General features: G+C 65.3%; 24 protein-coding genes and 1 riboswitch. Of the genes, 13 read left to right on the top strand and 11 right to left on the bottom strand.

The annotated features are described in order from the left end of the window. The first annotated feature begins 6 nt into the window (after positions 1 to 6). From ASC78_RS26310 to ASC78_RS26300, 3 genes are read left to right on the top strand one after another with little or no spacing between them, the layout of a single operon-like run. Entirely contained in the window at positions 7 to 681 is a 675-nt protein-coding gene (locus tag ASC78_RS26310) for a lysophospholipid acyltransferase family protein (RefSeq protein WP_055808485.1), read from the top strand. Then, positions 678 to 1,631, top strand: a complete 954-nt coding sequence (locus ASC78_RS26305) for a phosphatidate cytidylyltransferase (RefSeq protein WP_055808307.1) — start codon at positions 678 to 680, stop codon at positions 1,629 to 1,631. The genes ASC78_RS26310 and ASC78_RS26305 overlap by 4 nt, the downstream gene beginning before the upstream one ends. After that, the gene (locus ASC78_RS26300; protein WP_082517663.1) at positions 1,628 to 2,239 is read left to right on the top strand and encodes a YdeI/OmpD-associated family protein; all 612 of its coding nucleotides are present in this window, start codon (positions 1,628 to 1,630) and stop codon (positions 2,237 to 2,239) included. The genes ASC78_RS26305 and ASC78_RS26300 overlap by 4 nt, the downstream gene beginning before the upstream one ends. 14 nt (positions 2,240 to 2,253) lie before the next feature. On the opposite strand, the gene ruvA is transcribed toward ASC78_RS26300, so the two are convergent. After that, positions 2,254 to 2,826, bottom strand: coding sequence for a Holliday junction branch migration protein RuvA (ruvA, locus tag ASC78_RS26295; RefSeq protein ID WP_055808304.1), 573 nt, complete (start codon positions 2,824 to 2,826; stop codon positions 2,254 to 2,256). Positions 2,827 to 2,846: 20 nt separating this feature from the next. Between ruvA and ASC78_RS26290 the strand changes: the two genes are divergently transcribed. From ASC78_RS26290 to ASC78_RS26280, 3 genes are read left to right on the top strand one after another with little or no spacing between them, the layout of a single operon-like run. After that, positions 2,847 to 3,803: a PhoH family protein gene (locus tag ASC78_RS26290; protein WP_200934370.1), complete on the top strand. Its 957-nt coding sequence runs from the start codon at positions 2,847 to 2,849 to the stop codon at positions 3,801 to 3,803. A 1-nt stretch (position 3,804) separates the two neighbouring features. After that, positions 3,805 to 4,266, top strand: coding sequence for an rRNA maturation RNase YbeY (ybeY, locus tag ASC78_RS26285; protein ID WP_055808302.1), 462 nt, complete (start codon positions 3,805 to 3,807; stop codon positions 4,264 to 4,266). Further along, the gene (locus ASC78_RS26280) at positions 4,267 to 4,887 is read left to right on the top strand and encodes a class I SAM-dependent methyltransferase (protein WP_235505221.1); all 621 of its coding nucleotides are present in this window, start codon (positions 4,267 to 4,269) and stop codon (positions 4,885 to 4,887) included. Positions 4,888 to 4,895: 8 nt separating this feature from the next. Here the strand turns inward: ASC78_RS26280 and dtd are convergent, their stop codons facing one another. After that, positions 4,896 to 5,339, bottom strand: coding sequence for a D-aminoacyl-tRNA deacylase (gene dtd, locus ASC78_RS26275; protein ID WP_055808300.1), 444 nt, complete (start codon positions 5,337 to 5,339; stop codon positions 4,896 to 4,898). Continuing rightward, a complete protein-coding gene (locus ASC78_RS26270) occupies positions 5,336 to 6,247 on the bottom strand; it encodes a cation diffusion facilitator family transporter (protein ID WP_055808298.1) in 912 nt (303 codons plus the stop codon). Before ASC78_RS26270 ends, dtd begins: the two co-directional genes overlap by 4 nt. Positions 6,248 to 6,393: 146 nt before the next feature. Between ASC78_RS26270 and ASC78_RS26265 the strand changes: the two genes are divergently transcribed. Both ASC78_RS26265 and ASC78_RS26260 read left to right on the top strand, forming a co-directional pair. Continuing rightward, positions 6,394 to 6,888, top strand: coding sequence for a FecR family protein (locus tag ASC78_RS26265; RefSeq protein WP_055808297.1), 495 nt, complete (start codon positions 6,394 to 6,396; stop codon positions 6,886 to 6,888). Continuing rightward, on the top strand, positions 6,885 to 7,499 hold the full coding sequence (locus ASC78_RS26260; protein WP_055808295.1) for an OmpA family protein: 615 nt from the start codon (positions 6,885 to 6,887) through the stop codon (positions 7,497 to 7,499). The genes ASC78_RS26265 and ASC78_RS26260 overlap by 4 nt, the downstream gene beginning before the upstream one ends. A gap of 34 nt (positions 7,500 to 7,533) precedes the next feature. Here ASC78_RS26260 and tyrS read toward each other — a convergent pair whose 3' ends face one another. Beyond that, on the bottom strand, positions 7,534 to 8,766 hold the full coding sequence (gene tyrS, locus ASC78_RS26255; RefSeq protein ID WP_055808293.1) for a tyrosine--tRNA ligase: 1,233 nt from the start codon (positions 8,764 to 8,766) through the stop codon (positions 7,534 to 7,536). Between the two features lie 157 nt (positions 8,767 to 8,923). Between tyrS and ASC78_RS26250 the strand changes: the two genes are divergently transcribed. Both ASC78_RS26250 and ASC78_RS26245 read left to right on the top strand, forming a co-directional pair. Beyond that, positions 8,924 to 10,264 carry a peptidoglycan DD-metalloendopeptidase family protein gene (locus ASC78_RS26250; protein WP_055808291.1) on the top strand — a complete coding sequence of 447 codons (1,341 nt, stop codon included), beginning with the start codon at positions 8,924 to 8,926 and terminating at the stop codon, positions 10,262 to 10,264. A 59-nt stretch (positions 10,265 to 10,323) separates the two neighbouring features. Continuing rightward, the gene (locus ASC78_RS26245) at positions 10,324 to 11,454 is read left to right on the top strand and encodes an anhydro-N-acetylmuramic acid kinase (RefSeq protein ID WP_055808290.1); all 1,131 of its coding nucleotides are present in this window, start codon (positions 10,324 to 10,326) and stop codon (positions 11,452 to 11,454) included. A 74-nt stretch (positions 11,455 to 11,528) separates the two neighbouring features. Here ASC78_RS26245 and erpA read toward each other — a convergent pair whose 3' ends face one another. The 3 genes from erpA to rplM form a co-directional block, all read right to left on the bottom strand. Beyond that, positions 11,529 to 11,894: an iron-sulfur cluster insertion protein ErpA gene (erpA, locus tag ASC78_RS26240; RefSeq protein ID WP_007827949.1), complete on the bottom strand. Its 366-nt coding sequence runs from the start codon at positions 11,892 to 11,894 to the stop codon at positions 11,529 to 11,531. 177 nt (positions 11,895 to 12,071) lie between these two features. Then, positions 12,072 to 12,464, bottom strand: coding sequence for a 30S ribosomal protein S9 (gene rpsI, locus ASC78_RS26235; RefSeq protein WP_055808288.1), 393 nt, complete (start codon positions 12,462 to 12,464; stop codon positions 12,072 to 12,074). 12 nt (positions 12,465 to 12,476) lie between these two features. Further along, positions 12,477 to 12,908 (bottom strand): 50S ribosomal protein L13, encoded by a 432-nt coding sequence (gene rplM / locus ASC78_RS26230; protein WP_028259766.1) that lies wholly within the window; start codon positions 12,906 to 12,908, stop codon positions 12,477 to 12,479. 217 nt (positions 12,909 to 13,125) lie between these two features. On the opposite strand from rplM, the gene ASC78_RS26225 reads away from it, so the two are divergent. Beyond that, positions 13,126 to 14,079, top strand: coding sequence for a 23S rRNA (adenine(2030)-N(6))-methyltransferase RlmJ (locus ASC78_RS26225; RefSeq protein WP_055808286.1), 954 nt, complete (start codon positions 13,126 to 13,128; stop codon positions 14,077 to 14,079). 31 nt (positions 14,080 to 14,110) lie between these two features. Here the strand turns inward: ASC78_RS26225 and ASC78_RS26220 are convergent, their stop codons facing one another. The 4 genes from ASC78_RS26220 to ahcY form a co-directional block, all read right to left on the bottom strand. Next, positions 14,111 to 14,704, bottom strand: a complete 594-nt coding sequence (locus tag ASC78_RS26220) for a septal ring lytic transglycosylase RlpA family protein (RefSeq protein WP_055808478.1) — start codon at positions 14,702 to 14,704, stop codon at positions 14,111 to 14,113. A gap of 89 nt (positions 14,705 to 14,793) precedes the next feature. Beyond that, the gene (metF, locus tag ASC78_RS26215; protein WP_055808284.1) at positions 14,794 to 15,618 is read right to left on the bottom strand and encodes a methylenetetrahydrofolate reductase [NAD(P)H]; all 825 of its coding nucleotides are present in this window, start codon (positions 15,616 to 15,618) and stop codon (positions 14,794 to 14,796) included. Positions 15,619 to 15,628: 10 nt separating this feature from the next. Then, positions 15,629 to 16,417: a TlyA family RNA methyltransferase gene (locus ASC78_RS26210; RefSeq protein ID WP_055808282.1), complete on the bottom strand. Its 789-nt coding sequence runs from the start codon at positions 16,415 to 16,417 to the stop codon at positions 15,629 to 15,631. Next, positions 16,418 to 17,857 (bottom strand): adenosylhomocysteinase, encoded by a 1,440-nt coding sequence (gene ahcY, locus ASC78_RS26205; protein ID WP_055808280.1) that lies wholly within the window; start codon positions 17,855 to 17,857, stop codon positions 16,418 to 16,420. It abuts the gene before it with no gap. A 66-nt stretch (positions 17,858 to 17,923) separates the two neighbouring features. Beyond that, a riboswitch (S-adenosyl-L-homocysteine riboswitch) is annotated at positions 17,924 to 17,992 on the bottom strand. 118 nt (positions 17,993 to 18,110) lie between these two features. Between ahcY and ASC78_RS26200 the strand changes: the two genes are divergently transcribed. Together ASC78_RS26200 and phaP are read left to right on the top strand one after the other, a co-directional pair. Further along, complete coding sequence (locus ASC78_RS26200; RefSeq protein ID WP_055808278.1) at positions 18,111 to 18,746, top strand: hypothetical protein; 636 nt, start codon at positions 18,111 to 18,113, stop codon at positions 18,744 to 18,746. A gap of 138 nt (positions 18,747 to 18,884) precedes the next feature. Then, complete coding sequence (gene phaP / locus ASC78_RS26195) at positions 18,885 to 19,400, top strand: TIGR01841 family phasin (RefSeq protein ID WP_055808277.1); 516 nt, start codon at positions 18,885 to 18,887, stop codon at positions 19,398 to 19,400. The last annotated feature ends 22 nt before the right edge of the window (positions 19,401 to 19,422 follow it).

The raw sequence follows: 19,422 nt of genomic DNA, 5'->3' as shown, positions 1-19,422 counted from the left end.
AGCACGGTGCTGCGCCGCGCGCTCGCCATCGTCGCAGGCAAGCTGATCATCGGCGCGGCCGGCCTGCTGACCGGCGTGCGCGCCATCTGGAGCGGCACCACGCCCAAGGCCGAGCAGACGCTCTACTTCGCCAACCACACGAGCCACGGCGACTTCGTGCTGTTGTGGGCCACGCTGCCGCCCGACCTGCGTGCGCTGACGCGGCCGGTGGCCGGGCAGGACTACTGGATGGCCTCCAAGGTGCGCCAGTTCATCGGCGCCGACGTGTTCAACGCGCTCATGATCCGGCGCGACGGCTCGGGCCAGGGCGGCAACCCGGTGGACCAGATGAAAGAGGCACTGGAGGGCGGCGACTCGCTCATCATGTTTCCCGAGGGCACGCGCAACACCGGCGACGAAATCCTGCTGCCGCTCAAGAGCGGCCTCTTTCACCTGGCGCGCGCCTGCCCCAGCGTGCGGCTGGTGCCGGTGTGGATCGAGAACCTGAAGCGCGTGCTGCCCAAGGGCACGCTGGTGCCGATCCCGCTCGCCTGCACGGTTCGCTTCGGCGCGCCCATCCGGCTGGCCGAAGGCGAAGACAAGGCCAGCTTCATCGCGGGCGCACGCGCCGCCATGCTCGACCTGCGCCCCGAATACGACCGCGTGCCGGAACAAGAAAAAGCAGCCACCACGACGCCATGAACATTTCGCCCTCGACCCAGACCACGCTGCAACTGTTCGGCGGCGTTGCCGGCGTGCTGATCCTTGCCTCGGCCATCGGCGCACTGCTCAAGTGGCGCGTGGCGCAGGGCCAGCCCAACTCGGTCATCGACAACCTCAACGCGCGAGTGAACGCGTGGTGGCTGATGGTGGCGGTGATCGGCATTGCCTTCGCTTTCGGCAAGGGCGGCGTGATCGTGCTGTTCTATCTGATCTCGTTCTATGCGCTGCGCGAGTTCATCAGCCTTGCCTACACGCGACGCGGCGACCATCATGCGATTGCGGCGGCCTTCTACATCGGGCTGCCGGTTCAATATTTCCTGGTGTGGATCGATTGGTACGGGCTCTATTCGATCTTCATTCCGGTTTACGCCTTTCTTGTGCTGCCGATTCTTGCGGCCGTTGGCGGCGACACGCAGCGCTTTCTGGAACGCACCTCGAAGATTCAGTGGGGCCTGATGATCTGCGTCTTCTGCATCAGCCACGTGCCCGCACTGCTCACCTTGCAGATCCCGGGCTTCGAAGGCCGCAACCTGCTTCTGATCGCGTTCCTCGTGATCGTGGTGCAGGGCAGCGACGTGCTGCAGTACGTGTGGGGCAAGCTCTTCGGCAAGCGCAAGGTGGCGCCCGAACTCTCGCCCTCCAAGACCTGGGAAGGCCTGGTCGGCGGCGTGGCCAGCGCCACCGCGCTGGGCGCCGCGCTCTATTGGGCGACGCCGTTCAACCCCTGGCAGGCCGCGCTGATGGCGCTCACCATCTGCCTCATGGGCTTCTTCGGCGGGCTCGTGATGTCGGCCATCAAACGCGACCGCGGCGTGAAAGACTGGGGCTCGATGATCGAAGGCCACGGCGGCATGCTCGACCGGCTCGATTCGGTGATCTTCGCGGCGCCGATCTACTTTCACGCGCTACGCTACTGGTGGGTGCCATGAGCACGCGCGCCAAGGCCGACAAGGCTGCCCAGCGCGTGGCGCACCACACGCCCGTTGAATGCAGCACCGCCGCCGCATGGGAGCGATGGCTCAAGCGCCACCATGCTGCCGCGGCCAGCGTATGGATTCGCATGGCGAAGAAGGACAGCGGAATTGAATCGGTCACCCACGCGGAGGCGCTTGAAGTCGCACTGTGTTACGGCTGGATCGACGGCCAGATCAAGGCCGAGGACGGCGAGCACTTTCTGCAGCGCTTCACGCCGCGCACCGCGCGCAGCATCTGGTCGAAAATCAACCGCGACAAGGCGCTGAAGCTGATCGAAGAAGGCCTCATGCAGCCCGCCGGCCTGGCCGAGGTCGAACGCGCACGTGCCGACGGCCGCTGGGAGGCCGCCTACGATGCCCAGAGCGTCGCCATCGTGCCGCCCGACCTGCAGGCCGCGCTCGATGCGAATGGCAAGGCGAAGGCCTTCTTTGCCAAGCTGGATTCGCACAACCGCTATGCAGTGCTCTTCAGGATACAAGGCGCAAAGAAACCCGAGACGCGCGCGTTGCGCATCGCACGGTTCGTCGAAATGCTCGCCAAGGGCGAGAAGCTCCACCCCTGAGAGTCGGAAGCCGGCTACTTCGCCAGCGCCTTCAGCGCCAGCTTGATGCCTTCGCTCACGGTCGCATCTTTCGGCAGCGCCTTGAGCGCAAGCGCGGCTTCCTTGTCGCTGTAGCCCAGCGCGATCAGCGCCTGCAGGATGTCGGCCTGCGCATCGGAAGCCGCATGCGCGGGCAGGCCGATGTCGGCGCCCAGCTTGCCCTTGAGTTCGAGCAGCAGCCGCTCGGCGGTCTTCTTGCCGATGCCCGGGATCTTCACCAGCCGGCCGAGCTCCTGCGTCGTGATCGCTTGCGACAGCTCGCCCACGCTCATGCCCGAGAGCAGGCCGAGCGCGGTGCGCGGGCCCACGCCGGTGATCTTGATGAGCTGGCGAAAAGCCGCACGCTCCTCGGCGGTGCCAAAACCGTAGAGAATCTGCGCGTCCTCGCGCACCACGAAGTGCGTGAGCAGCGAAACGCGCTCTCCGGTGCCGGGCAGGTTGTAGAACGTGCTCATCGGGACATCGACCTCGTAGCCGACGCCGTTGCAGTCCACCACCACCTGCGGCGGGTTGCGTTCGGCCAATACGCCGGTGAGTTTGCCTATCATGGGTGCCCTTTTTCCTTGAAATGTCCGGCGTGATTCTGCGACACACCTTTACCCCTCTGAACAATTCGCGCCTCGGCCACCTGTGCGGACCTCTGGACGCGCACCTGCGCCGCATCGAGGAAGCGCTGGGCGTGAAGATTGCGCACCGCCACGAGCAGTTCAAGGTCGAGGGGCCCAAGGCCCCAGCGCAGCGCGCAATGGACGTGCTGCAGGCACTGTACGAAATTGCCCAGCGCTCGATCGACCCCGCCGTGGTGCAGCTCACGCTCGCAGGCGACGGCACGATGATCGATGGCGACGAGGATGCGGCGATGCTCGTCACGCGCCGCGCCGACCTGCGCGCGCGCACGCCCACGCAGGCTTTGTATCTCGACAACATCGCCAAGCACGACATTACCTTCGGCATCGGTCCGGCCGGCACCGGCAAGACCTATCTCGCCGTGGCCTGCGCCGTGGACGCGCTGGAGCGCGCCTCGGTGCAGCGCATCGTGCTCACGCGGCCGGCGGTGGAAGCCGGCGAGCGGCTCGGCTTTCTGCCGGGCGACCTGACGCAGAAGGTCGACCCCTACCTGCGCCCGCTGTACGACGCGCTCTACGACCTCATGGGCTACGACAAAGTGCAGAAGGCCTTCGAACGCAACGCGCTCGAAATTGCACCACTGGCCTTCATGCGCGGACGCACGCTGAACAACGCCTTCGTCATCCTGGACGAGGCGCAGAACACCACGGTCGAGCAGATGAAGATGTTCCTCACGCGCATCGGCTTCGGCGCCAAGGCGGTGGTGACGGGCGACGTGAGCCAGATCGACCTGCCCAAGCAGCAGCTGAGCGGGCTGATCGACGCCGAGCGCGTGCTGCGGCGTGTGAGCGGGATTGCGATCACGCACTTCACCAGTGCCGACGTGGTGCGGCATCCGCTCGTCGCCAAGATCGTCGACGCCTACGACGGCCAGCGCAAACGCGCGGGAGCGCACTGACATGGCACTGGCCCAACTTTCGCTCTCGCTGCAGTTCTCGCCGCGCTTCAAGGGCATCGAACGGCACCGCGCCGCGCTGCCGCGCCACAGCGTGGCACGCTGGATCCGCCATGCGCTCGAGGTGGACGGCGAGATCACGGTGCGCATCGTCGATGCCGAAGAAGGCCAGCGCCTGAATCGCGAATTCCGCGGCAAGGACTACGCCACCAACGTGCTGACTTTCGACTATGCGCAAAGCCCGATGGTGATGGCCGACCTGGTGCTGTGCGCGCCGGTGGTCGCCAGCGAGGCGAAAGAACAGCGCAAGACCCTGGCCGCGCATTACGCGCACCTGCTGATTCACGGCACGCTGCATGCGCAGGGCTGGGACCACGAGACCGGTGAAGCCGACGCCGAGGAAATGGAAGCGCGCGAAATCGAAATCCTGGCGGGGCTTGGCATCCGCAATCCGTACGGCCGGTAAATGACTTCGGCCGCGGCACCCGGCATGAGCACCGATCCGTGGCTTGAGCGCTGGCTTGCGCTGATCGTCGAGCGTGCGGGAACGGACCCGGTGCTCGAACTGGGTTGCGGCACCGGCCCTGACAGCGCCGTGCTGGCCGGCGCGGGCCTGCACGTGGTCGGCATCGAGTTGTCGGCCGAATCCGTGGCGGCCGCGCGGATACGCGTGCCGCATGGCGCGGAGTTTCACTGCGGCGATTTCCGTGATGCGCCCTTTCCGCTGCCCGAGGGCGACGCGAATGGAAGCGTGGGCGTGGTGATTGCGAGCCTCTCGCTGCACTACTTCGCCTGGGACCAGACACTCGCCCTGGCAAGACGAATCCACGACGTGCTTCGCCCACGCGGCGTGCTGCTGTGCCGGTTGAATTCAGTGAACGACTTCCACCACGGCGCCAGCGGCCCGCCGCCGGAGGGAAAAGACTCCTTCTACCCGGTGGATGGCGTGCCCAAGCGATTCTTCGACCGTGCCGCGGTTGAACGGCTCTTTGCCGACGGCTGGCGCATGTCGCACCTGGAGGAACTCACGGTGCATCGCTACGAGCAGCCGAAGGTGCTCTGGGAAGCCGTGCTCGAGCGCAACTGAAGGCGGCGCTACGCCAGCATTTGCAGCGGAATGGTCACGGGTCCGTCGTTGACCAGGTGCACCTGCATGTCGGCGCCGAACTCGCCCGTGGCCACCACCGGGTGCGCGGCGCGGGCCTTGGTCACGAAGTACTCGTAAAGCCGTCGCCCTTCGTCGGGCGCCGCTGCCTGCGTGAAGCTGGGTCGGTTGCCGCCGCTCACGTCCGCCGCCAGCGTGAACTGGCTCACCACGAGCAGGCCGCCGCCGATGTCTTGCACGCTGCGGTTCATCTTGCCGGCATCGTCGGAAAAGATGCGCAGCTTCAGCAGCTTTGCGAGCATGCGATCGGCCAGCGCATCCACATCGCCGCGCTCGGCACATAGCAGGACCAGCAGGCCGGCATCGATGGCACCCACGGTCTGGCCGTCTATGTCGACATGCGCGCTGGCCACGCGCTGGACCACGGCCTTCATGACTGTTCTTCCATCTGGGTGGCGCGGGCTTCCATGCCCAGCGGCAGCAACTGGATGGTGACGCGCAATCCGGGCACGGCATCCATCAGCGTCTGCTCGAGTTCGTCGCGCAGGGCCGCGGCGTGCTGCAGCGTCCAATCGCCGGGCACGTGCATGTGCAGGTCGGCAAAGCGGCGCTGGCCTGCGCGCCGCGTGACCATGTCGTCGAAGCGCACGCGCGCGTCTTCGGGCAGGCGGGCGGCAAACTGGTCGAGCGTGGCGCGCAGCGTGGCAATGGTCTCGGGGTCGAGGGCTTCGTCCATCAACCCTTGCGAGGAGCGCCACACCAGCTTGACGCCTTCGCGCACGATGTTGAGCGCCACGCCAATGGCCAGCAGCGGGTCGAGCCAGAGCCAGCCGCTGAAGTGCACGGCGACGATGCCGATCACCACCCCGGCGGATGTCCATACGTCGGTCATGAGATGCCGCGCATCGGCTTCCAGTGCAATCGACCGGTGCGTTTTCGCCGCGCGGAACAGCGCGAAGGCAAGTGCCGCATTGAAGCCCGAACTGACGATTGAAAGACTCAGCCCCCATCCCAGCTGCTCGAGCGGCTCGGGGGCCAGCAGCCGTTGCACCGAGACCCAGAGAATGGCAGCGGCAGCGCCCACGATCAGGATGCCTTCGAATCCCGAGGAGAAGTATTCGGCCTTGTGGTGGCCGTAGGGATGGTCTTCGTCGGCCGGCCGAGCGGCAATGGTCACCATGGCCAACGCGAACATGGCGCTGGCAAGATTGACGAACGACTCCATGGCATCCGAGATCAACCCCATCGAGTTGGTCACGTAGCCCGCCAATCCCTTGAGCAGAATCGTGACAAGAGCGACGGCAACGGAAACGCGAAGCAGCGTCTTTGGCGTAAGAATCATGCGCGGCGAAAATCGTCCATCGATAAAGACAGTAAAAATGAGGCAAAAGGCCACATCTAGCCGTTGGATTATCTGGGGTAGGCTCTATATGTACGGGCGCGTTTTAATATTTGTCTCACCGCGAGACATTCGCAGAGAGGTGTGATGTGATGAAAAAGTTGTTGAGCGTCCTGGGAGGGCTCGCCTTGTATGGCGCAGCGGCACTCGCACTAGCACAGAGTTCTTCGAACGCGCCCATTACCAAGCCGATCGCCGAGCCCCAGGCGGGCTTCGTCAAATCGGTACGCGGCAACGTGCAACTGCTCAGCGCCGCCGGCACAAGCCGCACGGCCAGCGCGGGCGATGCGCTCGCCGCCGTCGATCGTATCGTGACAGGTCCCGATTCATCTGCCTCCGTGGTCCTGCGCGACGACACCACCCTGATGGTTGGGCCGTCGTCGCGATTGGACTTGAAGGAGTTCCATTTCAATTCCACGACGCATGAAGGTGGCGTGCTCGTCTCGCTGTTGCGCGGCTCGATGCGCATGATCACCGGACTTATCGGCAAGACGAACCCCGACGCGATTCGCGTGGAAACGCAGACCGCCACGATCGGCATCCGGGGCACCGATTTCATCGTGCAGGCCGACGGCCAACCATGAGTCGGTTGACGACCCGAGCCCTCCCCTTCCTTGCCGTGCTGAGCGCGGCGTTGCTTGCCGCCTGTTCGACGCCGGGTACCCGTGTGGTGCTGCTTCCGCAGGCGGACGGCAAGCCTTCTGCGGTCGTGGTGCGCGCCAAGGATGGCGAAGAAATCCTTTCCAGGCCCTACCAACGCGCCACGGCCGCAGTCGGCGCTTCGGGCGCTCCGGTGGTCGACCAGGCCGACCCCGCCAAGGTGCATACCGAGAACAAATTCTTGTTCGACATGCAGCCACCCCCGCCCCAGCGCTACACCGTGTATTTCGACGTGGGCGGCACCCGGCTAACGCCTACGTCACAGCAAATCGTGAACGAAGCATTGATTGCAGCGCAGACCCGCAGCGGCAGCGACATCGTGGTGACCGGACATACCGACACCAAGGGCGCTCTCGAGCAAAACGACATGCTCTCGCAGCGCCGCGCACAAGAAGTGGCGCAGATCTTCGTGGAGCGGCAGTTCCCTGCCAAGCGGATCGAGGCTGTAGGCCGCGGCGAACGCGAGCTCGCCGTTCCCACCGCCGACGAGGTGGACGAACCGCGCAACCGTCGCGTCACCATCGAAGTCCGGTGAGGTTTCGCGGCGCTGCCGCGCGGTCCCCCGCTCTTCAGCTGACGGTCACGCGCGCAAACTTGCGCTTGCCGACCTGCACCACATAGCGGCCCGCGGCCAGCTTGAGCGCCTTGTCGCTGATCACCACGGAATCGACGCGCACGCCGCCACCATCGATCAGCCGATTGCCTTCCGAGGTCGAAGGAGCCAGTCCCGCTTGCTTGAGCAGTTGCGCGATGCCCAGCGGCGCGCCTTGCAGCGACACCTCTGGGATGTCCTCGGGCACGCCACCCTTGCTCCGGTTGATGAAATCCTGCTCGGCCGAATCGGCCGCCGCCGCGCTGTGGAAGCGTGCGGTGATTTCCTTGGCCAGGGCCACCTTCGCGTCCTTCGGATTGCGGCCGCCCGCAATCTCCGCCTTGAGCGCCTCGATCTGCGCCAGCGACTGGAAGCTCAGCAGCATGTACCAGCGCCACATCAGTTCGTCGGAAATCGACAGCACCTTGGCGAACATGGTGTTGGCGTCTTCGCTGATGCCGATGTAGTTGTTCTTGCTCTTGGACATCTTCTCGATGCCGTCGAGCCCCTCCAGCAGTGGCATAGTGAGTATGCACTGCGGCTCTTGGCCGTACTCCTGCTGGAGATGCCGGCCAACGAGCAGGTTGAACTTCTGGTCGGTTCCACCAAGTTCGAGGTCGCTCTTCAACGCCACGGAGTCGTAGCCTTGCATGAGCGGGTAGAGGAATTCGTGCACCGAGATCGATTGGCCGGCCTTGAAACGCTTGTTGAAGTCGTCACGCTCCATCATCCGCGCCACCGTGTACTTGGCGGCCAGCTGGATCATCCCGCGGGCTCCCAGCGGGTCGCTCCACTCGGAGTTGTAGCGAATCTCGGTCTTTTCGGGGTCCAGCACCAGGCTGGCCTGCCGGTAGTAGGTCTGGGCATTGGCCTCGATTTGCTCCCGGGTCAGCGGCGGGCGGGTGCTGTTGCGGCCCGACGGGTCGCCGATGGTGGTCGTGAAGTCGCCAATCAGGAAGATGACCCGGTGCCCGAGATCCTGCAGCTGCCGCATCTTGTTGAGAACAACCGTATGGCCGATGTGGATATCCGGGGCGGTCGGGTCGAGCCCCAATTTGATGCGCAGCGGCGTTCCGGTGGCTTCCGAGCGCTGAAGCTTGCGCACCCACTCGTCCTGGGGCAGCAGTTCGTCGGTGCCCCGGAGGGATATTTCGAGCGCTCGTCTTACACCATTTGACAGACTAGCGGATGTAACAGATTCGGCGTTCATAGGCTTTTTGGCTGATTTTCAGGTTGCCGAAGTTATACTCAGCCCGACCTTTCAAGCGCCGGATTCTAAGCGGCGCTTTTTTCCGCACCGTCCTGCCGCCCCGTCCGCCCTGGGCTTTGCAGCACGGATTTGCAGAACCTGAGCTGGAATTCAAAGTTTGATCAACGGCATTCTCGCCGCCGAGGAGCTACTGGCTTCTCGCGTGGCCTATACATTTCGGACCTATCCCAAGCAGATCACCGCGGTCATTGCGGCGGCCCTGCTGAGCGCCGGAACCCTGGCGGTGGCCTCCCTGGGCCCCGATGCATCCGACCTCCCGGTCCAACAGGTCCTCGAAGCGACCGCTCCGCTGTCTTTCGCAGAACAGAGCCAATCGCTCGAGAACTTCAGCTTCACGCTGTTTCGCACCGACATCACACGCTCCAGCGACACAGCTGAGGCCCTGCTGAAGCGCCTGGGCATTTCCGACCCTGCCGCCACCGCGTTCGTGCGCGGAAGCAGCGAAGCTCGCAATGCGCTGTTTGCGCGCGCCGGACGCACCATCACGGCCGAAGCCACGCAGGAAAACCAGCTCAAGAAGCTGAGCGCCCGCTGGATTCCCGACGGTGACGGCGGCTTCAAGCGCTTCGTCATCGAGCGCACGCCAACGGGCTTTGCCGCGCTCACCGAACGCGACACCCTGACGCCGGGCTCGCGCCTGGCCAGCGGCAGCATCCGCACCTCGCTGTTCGCGGCCACCGACGACGCGCGCATTCCCGATGCCGTCGCCAGCCAGTTGGCAGACATCTTCGCCGGCGACGTCGACGTGCGCTCGCTGCGCAAGGGCGACCGCTTTGCCGTGGTCTACGAAACCTTCGAAGCCGACGGCCAGGCGCTGCGCAGCGGCCGCGTGCTCTCGGCCGAGTTCGAGAGCGGCGGCAAGTTGCACCAAGCCGTGTGGTTCCAGCCTCCGGGCCAGAAGGGCAGCTACTACCGCCCGAACGGCGACAGCCTGCGCAAGGCTTACCTGAGCTCGCCGGTCGAGTTCTCGCGCGTATCTAGCGGCTTCGCGATGCGCATGCACCCGATTCTCAACAGCTGGCGCCAGCACAACGGCATCGATTTCGCGGCGCCCACGGGCACCGCGGTGCGCAGCGTCGGCGACGGCACGGTCGATTTCGCCGGTACACAGAACGGCTACGGCAACATCGTCGTCATCAAGCACCGCAACAACCAGCAGACGGCCTACGCCCACCTGAGCCGGGTCGACGTCAAGGCCGGCGAAAGCATCAGCCAGGGCCAGACGATCGGCGCGGTGGGCTCCACCGGCTGGGCGACGGGCCCTCACCTGCATTTCGAGTTCCGCGTGAACGGCGAATACCAGGACCCAGCCTCCATCGCCCAAGAGGGCGGCGCCCCCATCACCGCGGCCTTGCGGCCCGCCTTCGAGCGCATCGCCGTGGGTGCCCGCACCGAACTGGCTGCCGCCTTCTCGGTCATCCAGGCCAGCGCGGACTGAGTCCCGGGCGGCGCAGCGGCAGCCGGCACAGCGCAGCCCACTCGCCCTCCCATTCAGCGATGGCCGCCGCCGAACTCTTCATCGGCCTGATGTCCGGCACGTCGCTCGACGGGGTCGACGGCGTCCTGGCCGATTTTTCGGACGGCCGCATCGCCGTGCGGGCCTATGCCTCGGCCCCATTCCCCGAAGCGCTGCGCGCTGAACTGCTGGCGCTGAACACGCCCGGCGACAACGAACTGCATCGTGCCGCCCTGGCGGGCAACGGCTTGGCCCGGGCCTATGCGGACGTGGTCGCTCAGCTCCTGGCGGGCAGCGGCACCCTCGCCGTCGAGGTGACCGCTCTCGGCGCCCACGGCCAGACAGTGCGCCACCGGCCCACCGAGTTCGACGGCGTCGGCTACACGCTGCAACTCAACAATCCCTCGCTGCTGGCGGAATTGACCGGCATCGAGGTGGTGGCGGACTTCCGCAGCCGCGACCTGGCGGCAGGCGGCCAAGGCGCCCCGCTGGTGCCGGCCTTTCACCGCGCACTCTTCGCGCGGGTTGGCGAATCCGTGGCGGTGCTGAACATCGGCGGCATTTCCAACTTGAGCCTGCTTCCCGCTGCCGATGCGCCTGGAGATCCGGCGGTGCTTGGCTTCGATTGCGGGCCTGGCAATGCCTTGATGGATCACTGGTGCCAGCTGCATACCGGCCAGCCCTTCGACCGCGCCGGCCAATGGGCGGCCAGCGGCCAGGCGCTGCCCGAGTTGCTCACGCGCCTGCGGGCTGAGGCCTATTTTGCGAAGCAGCCTCCCAAAAGCACAGGGCGGGACCTGTTCAACCCCGCCTGGCTTTCTGCATGCCTCGGCACAGCCACGGCCGCCGCGCCCGCCGATGTGCAGGCAACCCTGGCCGAATTCACTGCCAGTGTCTGCGCGGACGATGTTCTGCGCTACGGAAACGATAGCAAACTACTGATTGTGTGCGGCGGCGGCGCCTTGAACGACCACCTGCTCGCCCGCTTGCGCGCGCTGCTGCCGGGCGTCGAGGTGGCCGCCTCCACCAAGCACGGCCTGCCGCCTCAGCAGGTCGAGGCCGCGGCGTTTGCCTGGCTGGCGCGCAGCACGGTACGGCGCGAGGCCGGCAACCTTGCCAGTGTCACCGGAGCCCGTGGCGCCCGCGTGCTCGGCGCGGTCTATCCAGCCTGAGCTGAGCGGGGACCCCTGTGTCCCAACAAAAAGCCGCCCGAAGGCGGCTTTGTCAAAGAACGCGACGAAGAGGCTCAGGCCGAGAAGCTCGATCCGCAGCCGCAGGTGCTGGTGGCGTTCGGGTTCTTGATCACGAACTGGGCGCCCTGCAGGTCTTCCTTGTAGTCAATTTCGGCGCCGACGAGGTACTGGTAGCTCATGGCATCGATCAGCAGCGACACGCCGTTCTTGGTCATGGTCGTGTCGTCTTCGTTCGTGATTTCATCGAAGGTGAAACCGTACTGGAAGCCCGAGCACCCGCCACCCTGCACGAATACGCGCAGCTTGAGGTCGGGATTGCCTTCTTCGGCGATCAGGTCGGCCACCTTGGCAGCCGCGCTGTCGGTGAAGACAATCGGTTCGGGCATCTGGGTCTGAATATTTTCGGCAACAGCGCTCATGTGGGATAACTCCTTGAGGGCCGGACATGCGGCCAATGAACCAATGCTACTGCAATGCGGCATTCCTGGCAGGTCGGCGGCGACGAGCACCCAACATAAGTGGGGTCGAACACGCCTGCGCCAAGGTGCCGCAATGAAAAAGCCGCCCGAGGGCGGCTTTGTCCGTAGCGAACAGTATCAGCGCTTGCTGAACTGCTTGCGGCGGCGTGCAGAGTGCAAGCCGACCTTCTTACGTTCGACTTCACGCGCATCGCGGGTCACGAAGCCAGCCTGGCTCAGCACCGGCTTCAGGCTTGCGTCGTAGTCGATCAGCGCACGGGTGATGCCGTGGCGCGTTGCGCCGGCCTGGCCCGATTCGCCGCCGCCGTTCACGTTGACCATGACGTCGAACGTTTCGGTGTTGTTGGTCAGCACCAGGGGTTGCTTCGCGATCATGATCGAGGTTTCGCGGCCGAAGAACTCTTGAATGTCCTTGCCGTTGACCGTGATCTTGCCCGAGCCCTTTTTCAGAAACACACGGGCGACGCTCGATTTGCGACGGCCGGTGCCATTGTTCCATTCACCAATCATTCTCAAGGCTCCTTACAGTTCCAGCACTTTGGGCTGTTGGGCGGTATGCGGGTGCTCAGCGCCACCGTACACCTTGAGTTTCTTGATCATCGCGTAGCCAAGCGGGCCCTTGGGCAGCATGCCCTTGACAGCCTTTTCCAGGGCGCGGCCCGGGTGCTTGGATTGCATGTCGCGGAAGTTGGTCGCCGTGATACCGCCGGGATAGCCCGAGTGACGGTAGTACACCTTGTCGATCGACTTGGCGCCGGTGACGCGCAGTTGCGCGGCGTTGATGATGACGATGAAGTCACCGGTATCGACGTGAGGCGTGTAAATGGCCTTGTGTTTGCCGCGCAAACGGAGAGCAACTTCGCTGGCTACTCGTCCGAGGACCTTGTCGGTCGCGTCAATCACAAACCACTCGTGCGTCACGTCAGCGGGCTTGGCGCTGAACGTTTTGGTCATGAGTTTTCTCTTGAAAAGAGGGTTTGGCGAGCCCTTTTCCACGGTCGGCGTTCCTCTGACGGGAATCTCTTAGGTGGGTTTCACGCCCCGCATGACGGGGAGTGCCTTCGCCGCGGGGCTACAAAAACGCTGCGAAGCCCGCGATTATACGAAGAATCGGGCCATCGAAGCAAATTGAAGCCTGCCGGGGAGCCCGAGACGTTACCATCCTCACCCTATGTTCAGTTACCGCCACGCCTTCCATGCCGGCAACCACGCCGACGTGCTCAAGCACACGGTGCTGATTGCCACGCTCGATCACCTGCTTGAAAAAGAAGCAGCCCTGACCGTTGTCGACACCCACGCCGGCGCCGGCCTGTACCGGCTCGACGGCGACTACGCAGGCACGAGCGGCGAAGCGGCCGAAGGCATATTGCGCCTGCTTTCCGAGAAGAAAGCGCCTGCCGCGCCTGCTCCGGCTGCAAAGTCAGCTGCCAAAAAGGCATCGGCACCTGAAGCCGACGCTCCCCTGGCTGACGCGATTGCGCGCTACCTGAGCGTGATCCACGACTTCAATCCCAAGGGCGGCGCGCGCATCTATCCCGGCTCGCCTTTCATCGTGCAGCACCTGCTGCGCGACCACGACAAGCTCAAGCTGTTCGAGTTGCACCCGACCGATGCCCGCACACTGGACGCCAACATCGCCCAGCTCGAGGCGGGCCGGCAGATCGCGGTGCTGCGCGAAGACGGTTTCGGCAGCGCCACCAAGTTCCTGCCGCCGCCTTCGCGCCGTGCGCTGGTGCTGATGGACCCGAGCTACGAGATCAAAAGCGACTACGGCCGCGTGCTCGACTTCGCGGCCGAGGCGCTCAAGCGCTTTGCAACCGGCACCTACGCCATCTGGTACCCGATCATTCCGCGGCCCGAGGCGCACGACTTGCCGCGGCGGCTCAAGACCCTGGCCACCAAGGCCGGCAAGCCCTGGCTGCACGCCACGCTCACGGTCAAGTCGAGCAAGCTGATCACCAAGGAAACGGGCGAAACCCAGCGCCCAGGGCTGCCAGCCAGCGGCATGTTCCTGATCAATCCGCCCTACACGCTGAAGCCGCTGCTGGCCGCCGCCCTGCCCCAGTTGGTGGAGCGGCTGGCCCAAGACCGGCACGCCGCCTTTTCGCTCGACGCAGGGGGCTAGCCTCTCCCCCTGCGGGTCTTTTCTTCAGGGCTTATCGGCGGCCGCGCGGCGGCACTTTCACCTTGCGGCGTACAGGTGCGGGGGAGGCCGTTTGAGCCTGCGCGTCGGCGACCTCGACCTCGGCACCCCCGCAACGCATGCCCTCGCGGTCGACGATCGTCAGCGCCACCTGCTTGATGCCGAGCCCGATCATGCCGATGCGTTCGGCCGCGGCACGGCTCAGATCGATGATGCGGCCCTGCGCATAGGGCCCCCGGTCGGTGATACGCACCAGCACTTCGCTGCCGGTGACCAGGCTGCGCACGCAGACGCGGGTGTTGAACGGCAAGGTCTTGTGGGCCGCCGTCATGGCCATCATGTCGAAGCGCTCGCCGCTCGCGGTCTTGCGCTGGTGGAACGGAATGCCATACCAGGACGCCCCGCCACGCTCGAAGATCTCACGGGGCCCGTCGCCAGGCACGCCGTCGTCGGGCCCCAACTCGCCGCTACCCGACACGGCCAGGTCGTAGCGCACCGACGGCACGCTCGATCGAGCCGGCGCGCCCGGCGGCACAGCCAACTGGCGCGGCAGCGGCAACAGCTTGGCGTCCTTCTCCGGCTGGCCGCCCTCGGTGGCGGGAGGCATGGCACAGCCGGCAATTGCGCAAGTCGCCGCCACGAGCGCGACGCGAAAAGCCGCGCGCAGCGAATTTGCCGCTCCTGCGCGCGCCTCCCTCAACCGAGGCGCTCCAAAACAGCCAGCGTCGCCGTCGACTGGTTCATCGTGTAGAAATGCAGCGCCGGTGCGCCGCCGTCTCGCAGACGCGCGCAGAGCTCCGTCACTACGTCGAGGCCGAAAGCCTTGATGGATGCCGTGTCGTCGCCAAAGCCTTGCAGCCGCAGCCGGATCCAGCGCGGGATCTCGGCGCCGCAGGCGTCTGAAAAGCGCATGAGCTGCGTCGAGCTGGTGATCGGCATGATGCCGGGCACGATGGGCGTGTCGAGCCCCAGCTTGCGGGCCTCGTCGACAAAGCGAAAGTAGGCCTCGGGGCTGAAGAAATACTGCGTGATCGCCGAATCAGCCCCGGCCTTTACCTTGGCGGCAAAGGCCTGCAGGTCGGCCTCGGGCGAGCGCGCCTGCGGATGCACCTCGGGGTAGCAAGCCACCTCGATGTGAAAGTCGCGGCCCGTTTCTTCGCGGATGAAGGCCACGAGGTCACTGGCGTACAGGAACTCGCCGCCGATGCCGTAACCGCTCGGCAGATCGCCGCGCAGCGCCACGAGGCGCTTCACGCCCATGGCCTTCAGCTCGGCCAGTTGCTCGCGCACGGTGGCCCGCGTGGCGCCGATGCACGAGAAATGACTCGCGGCATCCACGCCTTCGGACAGGATCTCGCGCACCGCACCGAAAGTGCCCTGGTGCGTGGACCCGCCCGCGCCGTAGGTGACCGAGCAGAACTCGGGCTTGCGCGCATACAGCTGCTGGCGCACCGCGCGCAGCTTGACCGCGCCTTCGGGCGTCTTGGTCGGAAAGAATTCGAAACTCAGAGGAAGGCGCACCTGCGTCTCCTTAAGAGCCGTTTGCGTAAGCAACGCGCACGGCGTGAATGAAAAACTCGCGGTTGCCGTCGCCGCCGGCAATGGGGCTGTCGAACCACTGCAGCACGCGCAGGTCGAGTGCCTCGCAGGCATCGCGCAAGCGCTTTTCGACCACCGCATACATCGACTCGTCGCGCACGATGCCGCCCTTGCCGACCTGCCCCGGCTGCAGTTCGAACTGCGGTTTGACCAGCACCAGCAGGTGCCCGTCGTCAGCCAGGAACGGCACCACGGCCGGCAGCACCAGCGTTTGCGAGATGAATGACAGGTCGCCGACGATGAGGTCGAAACGCGGCTCGGAAGGCTCTTCGCCTTCTTCCTGAAGGTCGTCCGGCGACAAGGCCCGCGCATTGACGCCCTCGATGGCCACGACACGCTCGTCCTCGCGCAACCGCGCATGCAGCTGCCCATGGCCCACGTCGACGCCCACCACCTTCGCAGCGCCGCGCTGCAGCAGGCAATCGGTGAAGCCGCCGGTCGATTGGCCGACGTCGAGACACAGCTTGCCCGCCGGGTCCACGCTGCTTGCAGTCAGCGCGCCTTCGAGCTTGAGCCCGCCGCGCGACACGTAGCGCGCCTCCGCGGCATCGTCGAGCTCGAGCTCGGCGGACTCGGGCACTTCGTCGCGGTTCTTCACGACCGAGCGCCACGCATCGCCCGTACCCGCATCGCGCCACCGCATGCCGCCGGCAATGAGCCGCACAGCTTGAGAGCGCGACGCGGCGAGGCCGCGTTCGACCAGCAATTGATCAGCGCGCATTCAGTACCGGTACGTGTCCGCCTTGTACGGACCCGCCTTGTTCACGCCGATGTAGGCGGCCTGCTCGTCGGTCAGCTCGGTGAGCATGGCGCCGACCTTCTTCAGGTGCAGGCGCGCAACCTTTTCGTCCAGGTGCTTGGGCAGCACGTAGACCTTGCCGGCCTGGTAGGCATCGGGCTTGGTGAAGAGCTCGATCTGGGCAATGGTCTGGTTGGCGAACGACGACGACATCACGAAGCTCGGATGGCCCGTGCCACAGCCCAGGTTCACGAGACGGCCCTTGGCCAAGAGGATGATCTTCTTGCCGTCGGGGAACTTGATGTGGTCGACCTGCGGCTTGATTTCTTCCCACTCGTACTTCTCGATCGATGCCACGTCGATCTCGTTGTCGAAGTGGCCGATGTTGCAGACGATGGCCTGGTCCTTCATCTTGGCCATGGTGTCATGCGTGATGACGTCCTTGTTGCCGGTGGTGGTCACGAAGATGTCGGCCTTGTCGGCGGCATATTCCATCGTGACGACCTTGTAGCCTTCCATCGCGGCCTGCAGTGCGTTGATGGGGTCAATCTCGGTCACCCACACCTGGGCGCTCAGTGCGCGCAGCGCCTGGGCCGAGCCCTTGCCCACGTCGCCGTAGCCGGCCACGCAGGCCACCTTGCCGGCAATCATCACGTCGGTGGCGCGCTTGATGCCGTCCACCAGCGATTCGCGGCAGCCGTACAGGTTGTCGAACTTGCTCTTGGTGACCGAGTCGTTCACGTTGATGGCGCGGAACAGCAGCGTGCCCTTGGCGCTCATCTCGTTCAGGCGGTGCACGCCGGTCGTCGTTTCCTCGGTCACGCCGATGATTTCGGACGACTTGCGGGTGTACCAGGTCGAATCGACGGCCAGCTTGGCCTTGATGGCCGCGTAGAGGATGCGTTCTTCCTCGCTGGTCGGGTTGGCGAGCACGCCCAGGTCTTTTTCGGCGCGCTGGCCCAGGTGCATCAGCAGCGTGGCGTCGCCGCCGTCGTCCAAAATCATGTTCGGGCCTTCGCCCTTCGAACCCTTGGGGCCGAAGTCGAAGATGGCGTGGGTGTAGTCCCAGTAGTCCGTCAGCGACTCGCCCTTGATCGCGAACACCGGCGTGCCGGCGGCCGCAATAGCAGCGGCGGCATGGTCCTGCGTCGAGAAGATGTTGCACGAAGCCCAGCGCACCGTGGCGCCGAGCGCTTGCAGCGTCTCGATCAGCACGGCCGTCTGGATCGTCATGTGCAACGAGCCCGTGATGCGCGCGCCCTTGAGCGGCTGCGCCTTCGAGAACTCTTCGCGGATGGCCATCAGGCCGGGCATCTCGGTTTCCGCGATGCGGATTTCCTTGCGGCCCCAGGCGGCCAGCGACAGGTCGGCAATCGCCTGGTCGGCGGTGGAAACGGGGGTGGGCTTGAGAACAGCGCTCATGAGAACTCCAACAAAGCTAGTTTGAAAGGTGCCACTGCGTTCGGGGAAAAGACTCACCGCGAGAACAGCGGGTGAGCGTGGTTGCGATGTGGTCCGAGCCTCACGCCTGACGGCGCTGCAACGCTCCTCGGAACCGCGGATTGTAGACGGGCAGACAAAACGAGCCAATCGCTCGGATATCCCGCATCCCGGAAAGCGCGTTGCGGCACCGAGGCGTACATTGATTTGCCCCCAAACCACGGAAGTTACATTCATGCGCTTCAGAAGAATCTCCCCCGCCCTGCTGGCCTCAGCCGCCCTTCTGTCCGCCGGCGCGCCGGTCCTCGCCTCCGCACAGGCGGGCTCCGACCCGGTGCGCATTCGCGGCACCATCGTTCGCGTCGATGCAAAAACCCTTGTCGTGCAAGACCGCGGCGGCGAGGTCGTCAGCCTTGCGCGGCCGGCCGACATGACGGTGTCGGAGGTCTATCCGATCAAGCTTTCCGACATCAAGCAGGGCAGCTTCATCGGAACCGCCGCCATGCCGCAGGCCGACGGCACGCAGAAAGCGCTCGAGGTGGTGGTGTTCCCGGAGGCCGCGCGCGGTACCGGCGAAGGCCACCGTCCATGGGACCTGCTGCCACAGAGCACCATGACCAACGCCACCGTCGCCGACCTGGCCGCGGCGCCAAAGTCGGTGCGCGGCGGGCAACAGCTTCGGCTGACCTACAAGGGCGGCGAGAAGACCGTGGTCGTGCCGCCCAATGTGCCGGTCGTGACCTTCCGCCCCGGCACCGAGTCCCTGCTGGTGCCCGGCGCCAAGGTGCTGGTCAATGCGCAGGAAAGGGACGGCACGCCCACGGCGCTGCGCGTGACCGCCGGGCGCAACGGCTTCGCGCCGCCGATGTAACCCAAGGGAAATCCCGCAGGCGAATTTGTCGCCGCGGGCATTGCGGCCGTGCCGGTGCGGCGTATCGTGGCGAGGGACTTTTGCCGTCCGGCCGGTCCTCGTCATTCCCCGTCCACTCGACACAGGAGATACCGCACCATGGCCACTGCCAAGAAAGCCGCCGCGAAGAAAACCACTGCCGGCAGCAGCGACAACAACGACAGCAGCAGCACCAAGGCGGAGGCCCCCAGTGCCGCCGACATGCTCAACCCAATGAAGAATCTCAAGGCCATGACCGACCGGCTGCAGGAGCTCAACCTGACCGGCGGCGCGAGCAAGCTGCTCGAGAGCGGCCAGAAGGACCTTCAGGCACTGATGCAGGCCAACGAAAAGTCCTACCAGGGCCTGCAGACCGTGGTGCAGCGGCAGACCGAGATGATCAAGAGCGCCATCACCGAGTGGCAGACGGCCGCCAAGGAAATGCCTGGCAAAGACCCCAAGGCCAATTTCGCCAAGCTCGACGAGCTCGGCCGCCAATCGTTCCAGCGAGCCATTGACGACATCAAGGAACTGGCCAACCTTGCAGCCAAGTCGCAGGCGGATGCATTCGAGCTGGTGCGCCAGCGGATTCAGGCGAATGTGGACGAAGTGACCAAGATGCTCAAGCGCAAGTAAGGCGTTTTCGGCGGCTCGGGCG

Source organism: Variovorax sp. Root318D1 (genome assembly GCF_001424835.1).
GTDB lineage: Bacteria > Pseudomonadota > Gammaproteobacteria > Burkholderiales > Burkholderiaceae_C > Variovorax.
Note: the sequence above shows the minus strand (reverse complement) of the source record. Positions and strands in the feature narration are given on the sequence as shown.

What these genes read in the sequence shown, in the direction of transcription:
- ASC78_RS26305 (WP_055808307.1), top strand. Translation starts at nt 678, where the DNA reads ATGAACATTTCGCCCTCGACCCAGACCACGCTGCAACTGTTCGGCGGC.
- ASC78_RS26300 (WP_082517663.1), top strand. Translation starts at nt 1,628, where the DNA reads ATGAGCACGCGCGCCAAGGCCGACAAGGCTGCCCAGCGCGTGGCGCAC.
- ruvA (WP_055808304.1), bottom strand. Translation starts at nt 2,826, where the DNA reads ATGATAGGCAAACTCACCGGCGTATTGGCCGAACGCAACCCGCCGCAG.
- ASC78_RS26290 (WP_200934370.1), top strand. Translation starts at nt 2,847, where the DNA reads ATGTCCGGCGTGATTCTGCGACACACCTTTACCCCTCTGAACAATTCG.
- ybeY (WP_055808302.1), top strand. Translation starts at nt 3,805, where the DNA reads ATGGCACTGGCCCAACTTTCGCTCTCGCTGCAGTTCTCGCCGCGCTTC.
- ASC78_RS26280 (WP_235505221.1), top strand. Translation starts at nt 4,267, where the DNA reads ATGACTTCGGCCGCGGCACCCGGCATGAGCACCGATCCGTGGCTTGAG.
- dtd (WP_055808300.1), bottom strand. Translation starts at nt 5,339, where the DNA reads ATGAAGGCCGTGGTCCAGCGCGTGGCCAGCGCGCATGTCGACATAGAC.
- ASC78_RS26270 (WP_055808298.1), bottom strand. Translation starts at nt 6,247, where the DNA reads ATGATTCTTACGCCAAAGACGCTGCTTCGCGTTTCCGTTGCCGTCGCT.
- ASC78_RS26260 (WP_055808295.1), top strand. Translation starts at nt 6,885, where the DNA reads ATGAGTCGGTTGACGACCCGAGCCCTCCCCTTCCTTGCCGTGCTGAGC.
- tyrS (WP_055808293.1), bottom strand. Translation starts at nt 8,766, where the DNA reads ATGAACGCCGAATCTGTTACATCCGCTAGTCTGTCAAATGGTGTAAGA.
- ASC78_RS26245 (WP_055808290.1), top strand. Translation starts at nt 10,324, where the DNA reads ATGGCCGCCGCCGAACTCTTCATCGGCCTGATGTCCGGCACGTCGCTC.
- erpA (WP_007827949.1), bottom strand. Translation starts at nt 11,894, where the DNA reads ATGAGCGCTGTTGCCGAAAATATTCAGACCCAGATGCCCGAACCGATT.
- rpsI (WP_055808288.1), bottom strand. Translation starts at nt 12,464, where the DNA reads ATGATTGGTGAATGGAACAATGGCACCGGCCGTCGCAAATCGAGCGTC.
- rplM (WP_028259766.1), bottom strand. Translation starts at nt 12,908, where the DNA reads ATGACCAAAACGTTCAGCGCCAAGCCCGCTGACGTGACGCACGAGTGG.
- ASC78_RS26225 (WP_055808286.1), top strand. Translation starts at nt 13,126, where the DNA reads ATGTTCAGTTACCGCCACGCCTTCCATGCCGGCAACCACGCCGACGTG.
- ASC78_RS26220 (WP_055808478.1), bottom strand. Translation starts at nt 14,704, where the DNA reads ATGCCTCCCGCCACCGAGGGCGGCCAGCCGGAGAAGGACGCCAAGCTG.
- ASC78_RS26210 (WP_055808282.1), bottom strand. Translation starts at nt 16,417, where the DNA reads ATGCGCGCTGATCAATTGCTGGTCGAACGCGGCCTCGCCGCGTCGCGC.
- ahcY (WP_055808280.1), bottom strand. Translation starts at nt 17,857, where the DNA reads ATGAGCGCTGTTCTCAAGCCCACCCCCGTTTCCACCGCCGACCAGGCG.
- ASC78_RS26200 (WP_055808278.1), top strand. Translation starts at nt 18,111, where the DNA reads ATGCGCTTCAGAAGAATCTCCCCCGCCCTGCTGGCCTCAGCCGCCCTT.
- phaP (WP_055808277.1), top strand. Translation starts at nt 18,885, where the DNA reads ATGGCCACTGCCAAGAAAGCCGCCGCGAAGAAAACCACTGCCGGCAGC.